The following is a 7,013-nucleotide window of genomic DNA, read 5'->3' on the forward strand; positions in this document are numbered from 1 at the left end:
CACGGAGTACAGCTTCACGCGGCAGGTGCTGAACAGCACGCGGCGTCATTACGCCGGGGGGAGCCTTTCGGCCACCGTCAGGACGGAGCATACGTACGACCACCGCGGGCGTCCGGTGGATACCTGGAAGCGGCTGAACACGGGTACGCGCACGCTTGTATCGCGCAACGTTTACAACGAGGTTGGGCAGTTGCGGACCAAGCAGCTGCACAGCACGGACGGGAGCACGTTTGCCGAGTCGGTCAATTACAGCTACAACGCGCGGGGGTGGCTTAAGGGTACGGTGTCGCCGAAGTTCCAGCAGACGCTGCTCTACGAGGACACCTCGGCGGCTGCTTTCCGGCAGTACAACGGAAACATCAGCCNACGTACGGATACACGGCTGCGGGGGGCAACCGTTTGCAGACGGTCACGGGGGGCAGCGCATCGTACCAGTACGATGCCAACGGCAACATGACGCTGGACGGGCGGGTGAACCGGTCGGTTACGTACAACGAGCTGAACCTTCCCCGGGCGGTTGGGGGCACGTCGGCGACCTACACGTACGATGCCACGGGCCGGAAGCTGCGTTCGGTGGTTGGTGGCATCACCACGGATTACATCGACGGCATCGAGTGGGAGGGCAGTGCATTGAACGCCATCCACATGGAGGAGGGGCGTATACTTCCCTCGGGCATCTACGACTATGTGCTGCGCGACCACCTGGGCAACACGCGGAGCGGCTTCTCGTCAAACGCCACGGGTACGGCCAAGTTCGTGGGGGACTACCGTCCCTTCGGTACGGTGTACAACCAGGGCAGTATACCTTCGCCGAAAAACCGCTATCTTTACAACGGGAAGGAGCTGCAGGACGGTTCTGGGTATTACGACTACGGCGCAAGGTTCTATGACCCGGTGATTGGGCGTTTCGGCAGTGTGGACCCACTTTCCGAGCAGATGCGGAGGCATTCGCCGTACAGCTACGGGTTTAACAACCCGATGCGGTTTATTGATCCGGATGGGATGGCGCCGTTCGATTGGATAAAAGATAGGTACGGCAATTACCTTGACGACACGAACGCGACAGACCAATCCACGACAAGGCAGGGGTGGACGTATGTAGGGAAAGACCTTCCGGAAGGTGTACACCGCCTGAACATACTGGAGGAAACGGGCGGGAAGCTGTATCACAAGAACACAGGCAATGCCCTTGCTTCATTGGGGAACGCGGTGTTCGGGGAAGGCACTTTTACGGAGAAGAAGTCATACGACCCGGTGACCGACGGGTTCATGGATGAAGCGGCAGCTACGGCTGCCGGGGGATTAGCCGGAGCTGGGGTAGGAAAAGTTGTGTCAAAGGCAGCTCCAGTGGTTGCAAATTGGTTTTCAAGAGGAGCCAATGGTGTGCGTAACCCCGTTCCAAGTCGATTAGCAAGAGTCGTCCCAGCCGAGGTTAATAGCGGTACTTTAGGTGCTCCCGGGGCCACTGATGTATTTGTTACAGCAGCAGATGATATAGCGGGGCTTTCAGCAAGCCAAATTGCAAACAGGTTGACGATACCTAATAGCACTTCAGGCTTTAGAATAATTGAGTTCAGTACGCCGCGTATTGGCTTAAGTTCTCCCATAAATAGAACGAACCCCGGTTTTGTGGGTTTTGGTCGAACAGCCGGCGGAGCAAGAGAGTTTACGATACCCAATCAAGTAATCCCTAACGGAGCAATAATCAGAATCGTACAATGACAAAACTTAAATCGAACGAAACGCTATTGAAAGGTACATTGAGGCAAGTAGGTGCTTCTGTGGAAATAGACGAAGAAGGAAAGCGGATTGATGAATTGGTCAACCATTACTTAGTCGAAGTAGCGACGGATAACAGTGGTTGGCAGAAATTATATCTGGATCCATCCGATAATCGATATTGGGAATTGTATTATCCGGACAATGAACTTCACGGAGGGGGAGCCCCGGCCTTGAAAAATATCGCATTAGAAGAAGCCAGAAAGAGGTATAGCTTTTAGCTGTTTCTTTAAAAGAACTTGAAGGCTTTAATGGTAGCCCGGCCGTTCAACGCGCCGGGCTTTTTGTGTGTGCCGTGCATGGTAACTAACTAGGTGGTGAAAGTCCACTGTGGAGGTTTGTAATCGCCAACCACTAGCCAATAGCAAGGGTGTCCATTGCGAAGTGGAATCTGAAGGAAGCTGGCGGCAAAACTCTGCCCTGAGGAACACGAATCTCATCAGGCATATCCAATGGGACAAGACTGCACAACAAGTCAAAGTCCAAAGATTACACGGACGTTGGAGTGTAAATGAGGCGGGGACATGGAGTGAAAGTGAGTTGCCTTACCACGGGAGGTCTCATGGACGTGCGGAAACAGAGTAAGAAGCACGGAGTAAAGCTAGTCATGAGAAGTCAGCCGAAGCCATAGTACCAGATAACGACTATATCAGGGAAGGGCTGAGCTTTAAGTAGTGAGAACTGCATGAATGTTACCGCATGAAAGGAAGAGAGCAGAATATCTTTGAAGAAAAGACCTGCCCGCAAAAGAATAGGACGGCATCCGAAGGTATAGTGGGAGGGCAGACTTTCATGTGGATAACTGAAAACAAGCTCACGGATGATAATCAATTAGGTTATGGCATGTTAGAATACATTCTATCACCATCAAACCTGAACGCAGCTTACCTACAAGTTAAGTGCAACAAAGGTGCTGGAGGTGTTGACAAGATGGAAGTCGAATCCCTTAAGGATTATCTTGTTTCTCATAAGGATGAGCTAATAACATCCATATTGCAGGGCAAATACCGCCCCAATCCTGTTCGCAGGGTAGAGATACCCAAGGACAACGGACAGAAACGGCAATTAGGCATACCCACAGTAGTTGACAGGGTAGTCCAGCAGGCCATTGCCCAAATACTCATGCCTTTATACGAACCACAGTTTAGCGACCATAGCTATGGGTTCAGGCCAAAGCGCAACGCCCACCAAGCCCTAAAGAAGTGCAGAGACTACATCACGGAAGGTAATGGTTATGCAGTCGACTTGGACTTGGAGAAGTTCTTCGACAAGGTGAACCATAGCAAGCTGATAGAAGTACTCTCACGCACCATCAAAGACGGACGGGTAGTATCACTGATACACAAATACCTGAATGCCGGGGTACAGGTAGGAGGCAACATTGAGGCCAGTGAGATGGGCGTTCCTCAAGGAGGACCACTAAGCCCCCTGTTGAGCAACATCATGCTTAATGAACTGGACAAGGAGTTAGAGCGTAGAGGTCATAAGTTTGTCCGCTATGCAGATGACATGGTTATCTTGTGTAGCAGCAAACGAAGTGCAGAGCGTGTAATGGGTTCGATTATCCGCTTTATTGAGGATAGGTTGTTCTTGAAAGTGAACAGAGAGAAAAGCCAAGTTGCGTACATATCCAAAATTAAATTCCTTGGCTACTCGTTTTACAAAGCGAAAGGCGAGGGCAGGTTACGGATACACCCTAAAAGTGTGTCAAAGATGAAAGCCAAACTAAAGGAGCTGACAGCACGCAGCAACGGCTGGGGCAATGACCGCAGGAAGGAATCACTCCGTCAATACATCATTGGTTGGGTGAACTACTTCAAGTTGGCAGATATGCAAAGCCTTCTGCTAAGAGTAGATGAATGGTATAGGAGAAGAATCAGAATGGTCATCTGGAAACAATGGAAACGAATTAGAACCAAACTGACGAATCTAGTCAAGCTTGGGGCCGAGAAACCCAAAGCTAGGGAGTGGGCGAACACAAGGAAAGGTCATTGGCACATTGCCAATAGTTTTATCCTTGCTACCACTATTACCATAAATAGACTTAGGCAGGCAGGGTATGTGTTTTTGTCCGACTACTACCAAAAGGTTAGAATCAAAACTTAAAGAACCGCCGTATACCGAACGGTACGTACGGTGGTGTGAGAGGACAGATAGGGAAATAATCCCTATCTTCCTACTCGATTTACAGCGCTGCGATGCTCTTGAGCCTTGCGGCCTTGATGAAGGCATCGATGGTGGCGAAGACATGGGCACGGGTGTCGCTGTCCAGCCCCTGCACCTCCTTGAGCCGTTTGAGCGTCTCGTTATCGATGTGCTCGTACTCGCCGTCCTTTACGAGGTAGTCGAGTGTGACGCCGAGGGCGTCGGCCATCTTTGCGGCCACGTCTATCGATAGCATGTTCTCGCCCCTTTCGTACTTGCCGATGATATCGCCGGAGGTGCCGACCTTCCCGCCGAGGGCACCCTGCGTCATTTTCCTCTGCTTGCGCGCAAATGCCAGTCTATCCCCAAAAGCCATATATACCTCTCTTTTATGAGTTAAAAACGAATAACGAGCATTTATGCCGCGAAAGCCCTTGACTGCCTGTCCTTAGAGGGCTACCTTTGCTGCGACGGACGGCTAACCCTAAAAGCACGAACCGAAAGCAGTAAAGACAGAGCCTCCGGCGGGCAGGTTAAGGTTGATTGCCAGGAAACAACCGAAAAAAACAGTGGCCGGACAATCCGCAAAAACATTATCTTTGGAAGGTAAGACGTTCTTTGAGCAAGCTGAAATCCGGCTGTAAGGAAAAAGGCCGGAACGCGAAAAATCCGCGGAACGTCGTAAGACTACGGGGCACGGTTCTATGACCCGGTGATCGGGAGGTGGGGGAAGTGTCGATAAACTCGCCGAACATCCCAACCAGATAGACAAATCACCATATGTCTATGCCTGGAACAATCCGGTTAAGCTAACCGATCCGGATGGTAATTGTCCTTGGTGTCCGATTATATATGTGTTGGAGGCCCTGACGGTTCGCCAAGTGGTGACAGCCGCAGCAGTAACATTAGGTGCTGCGGTTGTGGTCAATGCTGCCAAGGACATGGATTTTAATAGTCTGAATATTGCCGTTCAGGATAATACCAGGACCAATATTGAGCTTTATAGAACTTTAATAGAAAGTTCCGGCGCATCGCCAGCAGATAGCGAAGTAGGAAAAAGGCGGCAGAATCGGTTGCCGGATACAGCTGAACCCAATACCATTAGAACCAATGAACCGGGGACCACAACAAAAGTATATGGGCCCGATGGGAACGTTCAGAAAGAATATAATAAAGGACACGGTCCAAATGTTCCAAAAAATGAACAGAAAGATCACGTGCACGATCATAAGCCAAATACAAACCCTAAAGTTCCGAAGCCAACAGATAGACAGCCGGGAAGGGAACCTAAGCCGAATGAATCGGAAAAGGATAGGATAAGACAGCAGAATCGCAATAATAATCCGAATTAGAAGCAATGAGTTATATAGCCAAAGACACTAAACTGTTTAATTTACTGTCATCAGATATAAGCATTTTAAGTTCAGCTATTTTAGGAATAAAAATGCACTTGGTTAATTTTAGTCTTGTAATTGAAGTCGATTTTAAATTGCTTTATGGGGACGAAAAGTATCTGAAAATAGTCTTTTCCAGAATAAAAGAATATGCGTTTAATTACCAGTCTGACCGTGTTTTTTATAACGTAGAGGTTTACAAACTTCTTAAAAAGGGAACGCTTTTTTACATCAGTTTCGATCCTTGCGATAGTGATTTATCTGAGATATCTGAAAAAGACAATGATATGATACTGTGCGAAAGCATTGAAGGTTGCTTTAATTCTTGACGGGTATCCCCCAGTCGTATAAATAAGCCCGACGCATTGTTGTGTAACAGCCCCCTTTGCGCCGGGCTTTTTCGTTACTGTGCGTATGCCTGTTTGGCCTTGCTGTCCCTGATTGACATGTCGATGAAGTAGAAGAGCTTTTCGCGGATGTCCTCGGGGAGCTTCTGTACCTGGAGGACGCGGTCGACCTGGAGGGTGCGGTCGAGCGTCCTTGCGTCCAGCTGGTTGTCGGTCTTTCCGGACAGGTAGTCGAGCGACACGTCGAGTTTGTCCGCTATCTTCCTTGCCACCTCGATGGACAGCAGGGCATCGCCCCGTTCGTACATACCTATCACCTCTCATGATACGCTGCTCACGGCGGCCAGCCCCCTTCCAAACAATATGCAGATATAGTCAACGTGAGGGCTAGATAAAGGATTTCAAATCCAGAATGGCTTATGATATATCCAATTCCAGACTTTCAATTATTTCATTAAGTTCATTGGGTTTTAGGTCGGCCTTTTCGCCTTTATCATAAATGGTAAGCAGATAAACCGTTTCGGTAGCGATGTATAAGTGGGTAACTACCCTTGCACCCCCTCTTTTTCCTTTGCCTTTTGAAGCGATGGCTAACCGAATTTTATAACAGCTATTCCCTAAAAAGGTTCCGGTTTCGGGGTTTTCGGAAATATCTGTAATCAATACGGCATACTCTTTCTTTAACGAGGGGAACTTTTTAACCAGTCGTTTTAACTCTTTCTCAAAACGATGGGTAGGAATAACGTTATAACTCATTCAAAAGATCCTGGGCGGTTTTCAATTTGAGTTTCCCCTGTTTGTGCAGACGCACCTGTTCGGCGGCTTCTTTAAGGTCATCCCAAAGTTCAGCACCAGCTATCGACATAGGTTTTGCTTTTTTTATAAAGGCAAGGCTTTTTAGAACTTTCATTCCGAAAGTTGCTTCATTATCAGGAATTTCAACTATCACCTTCATTTTCTATATCTTTTTAAATGACTTATATGTTCAATGCTCTTTTACAAAAATAGCAATTATTTTCAGCATTTCGCTTATCATCCAGCGTAGCCTGGCCTATCGTTCGAAGGCTACCTTGCTACGACGGACGGCTAACCTTCATAAGCACGAACTCAAAAACAAACTAAACCTTACAGTCAATAGATCCGTAAAAAAACTATCTTTGGTTGTGTAACCGTTCCTTGAGAAGAGCAAAATCCGGCTGTAAGAAAAACGGCCGGAACGTCGGAAATGCGCGCAAGGTCATTAGATTACGGCGCGAGGCTGTATGATTTTGTAGTCGGGAAAAGCGTGGATCCATTGGCGGAGCGTTCGACAATGTGTCGCCCTACAATTACGGGATGAACAATCCGA

9 protein-coding genes are annotated in these 7,013 nt (G+C 48.5%); 5 read left to right on the forward strand and 4 right to left on the reverse strand.

Annotation, left to right across the window (positions count from 1 at the left end; translation table 11 throughout):
- Nucleotides 1–399 precede the first annotated feature (399 nt).
- From ACFOET_RS06630 to ltrA, 3 genes are all read left to right on the forward strand, one after another.
- Nucleotides 400–1,722 carry a polymorphic toxin type 10 domain-containing protein gene (locus tag ACFOET_RS06630; RefSeq protein WP_379020834.1) on the forward strand — a complete coding sequence of 441 codons (1,323 nt, stop codon included), beginning with the start codon at nucleotides 400–402 and terminating at the stop codon, nucleotides 1,720–1,722.
- A complete protein-coding gene (locus ACFOET_RS06635) occupies nucleotides 1,719–2,000 on the forward strand; it encodes an Imm27 family immunity protein (RefSeq protein WP_379020836.1) in 282 nt (93 codons plus the stop codon). The genes ACFOET_RS06630 and ACFOET_RS06635 overlap by 4 nt, the downstream gene beginning before the upstream one ends.
- 622 nt (nucleotides 2,001–2,622) lie before the next feature.
- Entirely contained in the window at nucleotides 2,623–3,885 is a 1,263-nt protein-coding gene (gene ltrA, locus ACFOET_RS06640; protein ID WP_379020838.1) for a group II intron reverse transcriptase/maturase, read from the forward strand.
- 79 nt (nucleotides 3,886–3,964) lie between these two features.
- Here the strand turns inward: ltrA and ACFOET_RS06645 are convergent, their stop codons facing one another.
- Nucleotides 3,965–4,300 carry a helix-turn-helix domain-containing protein gene (locus tag ACFOET_RS06645; RefSeq protein ID WP_379020840.1) on the reverse strand — a complete coding sequence of 112 codons (336 nt, stop codon included), beginning with the start codon at nucleotides 4,298–4,300 and terminating at the stop codon, nucleotides 3,965–3,967.
- A gap of 481 nt (nucleotides 4,301–4,781) precedes the next feature.
- On the opposite strand from ACFOET_RS06645, the gene ACFOET_RS06650 reads away from it, so the two are divergent.
- Entirely contained in the window at nucleotides 4,782–5,276 is a 495-nt protein-coding gene (locus ACFOET_RS06650; RefSeq protein WP_379020842.1) for a hypothetical protein, read from the forward strand.
- Nucleotides 5,277–5,281: 5 nt separating this feature from the next.
- Nucleotides 5,282–5,647, forward strand: coding sequence for a hypothetical protein (locus ACFOET_RS06655; protein WP_379020844.1), 366 nt, complete (start codon nucleotides 5,282–5,284; stop codon nucleotides 5,645–5,647).
- A gap of 74 nt (nucleotides 5,648–5,721) precedes the next feature.
- Here ACFOET_RS06655 and ACFOET_RS06660 read toward each other — a convergent pair whose 3' ends face one another.
- The 3 genes from ACFOET_RS06660 to ACFOET_RS06670 all read right to left on the reverse strand — a co-directional run bounded on the left by ACFOET_RS06660 (nucleotide 5,722) and on the right by ACFOET_RS06670 (nucleotide 6,620).
- Nucleotides 5,722–5,973 carry a helix-turn-helix domain-containing protein gene (locus ACFOET_RS06660; RefSeq protein ID WP_379020846.1) on the reverse strand — a complete coding sequence of 84 codons (252 nt, stop codon included), beginning with the start codon at nucleotides 5,971–5,973 and terminating at the stop codon, nucleotides 5,722–5,724.
- Between the two features lie 109 nt (nucleotides 5,974–6,082).
- Nucleotides 6,083–6,421: a hypothetical protein gene (locus tag ACFOET_RS06665; protein WP_379020848.1), complete on the reverse strand. Its 339-nt coding sequence runs from the start codon at nucleotides 6,419–6,421 to the stop codon at nucleotides 6,083–6,085.
- Nucleotides 6,411–6,620: a hypothetical protein gene (locus tag ACFOET_RS06670; protein WP_379020850.1), complete on the reverse strand. Its 210-nt coding sequence runs from the start codon at nucleotides 6,618–6,620 to the stop codon at nucleotides 6,411–6,413. Before ACFOET_RS06670 ends, ACFOET_RS06665 begins: the two co-directional genes overlap by 11 nt.
- Between the last annotated feature and the right edge of the window lie 393 nt (nucleotides 6,621–7,013).

Source organism: Parapedobacter deserti (genome assembly GCF_042646065.1).
GTDB classification, from domain to species: Bacteria; Bacteroidota; Bacteroidia; order Sphingobacteriales; family Sphingobacteriaceae; genus Parapedobacter; species Parapedobacter deserti.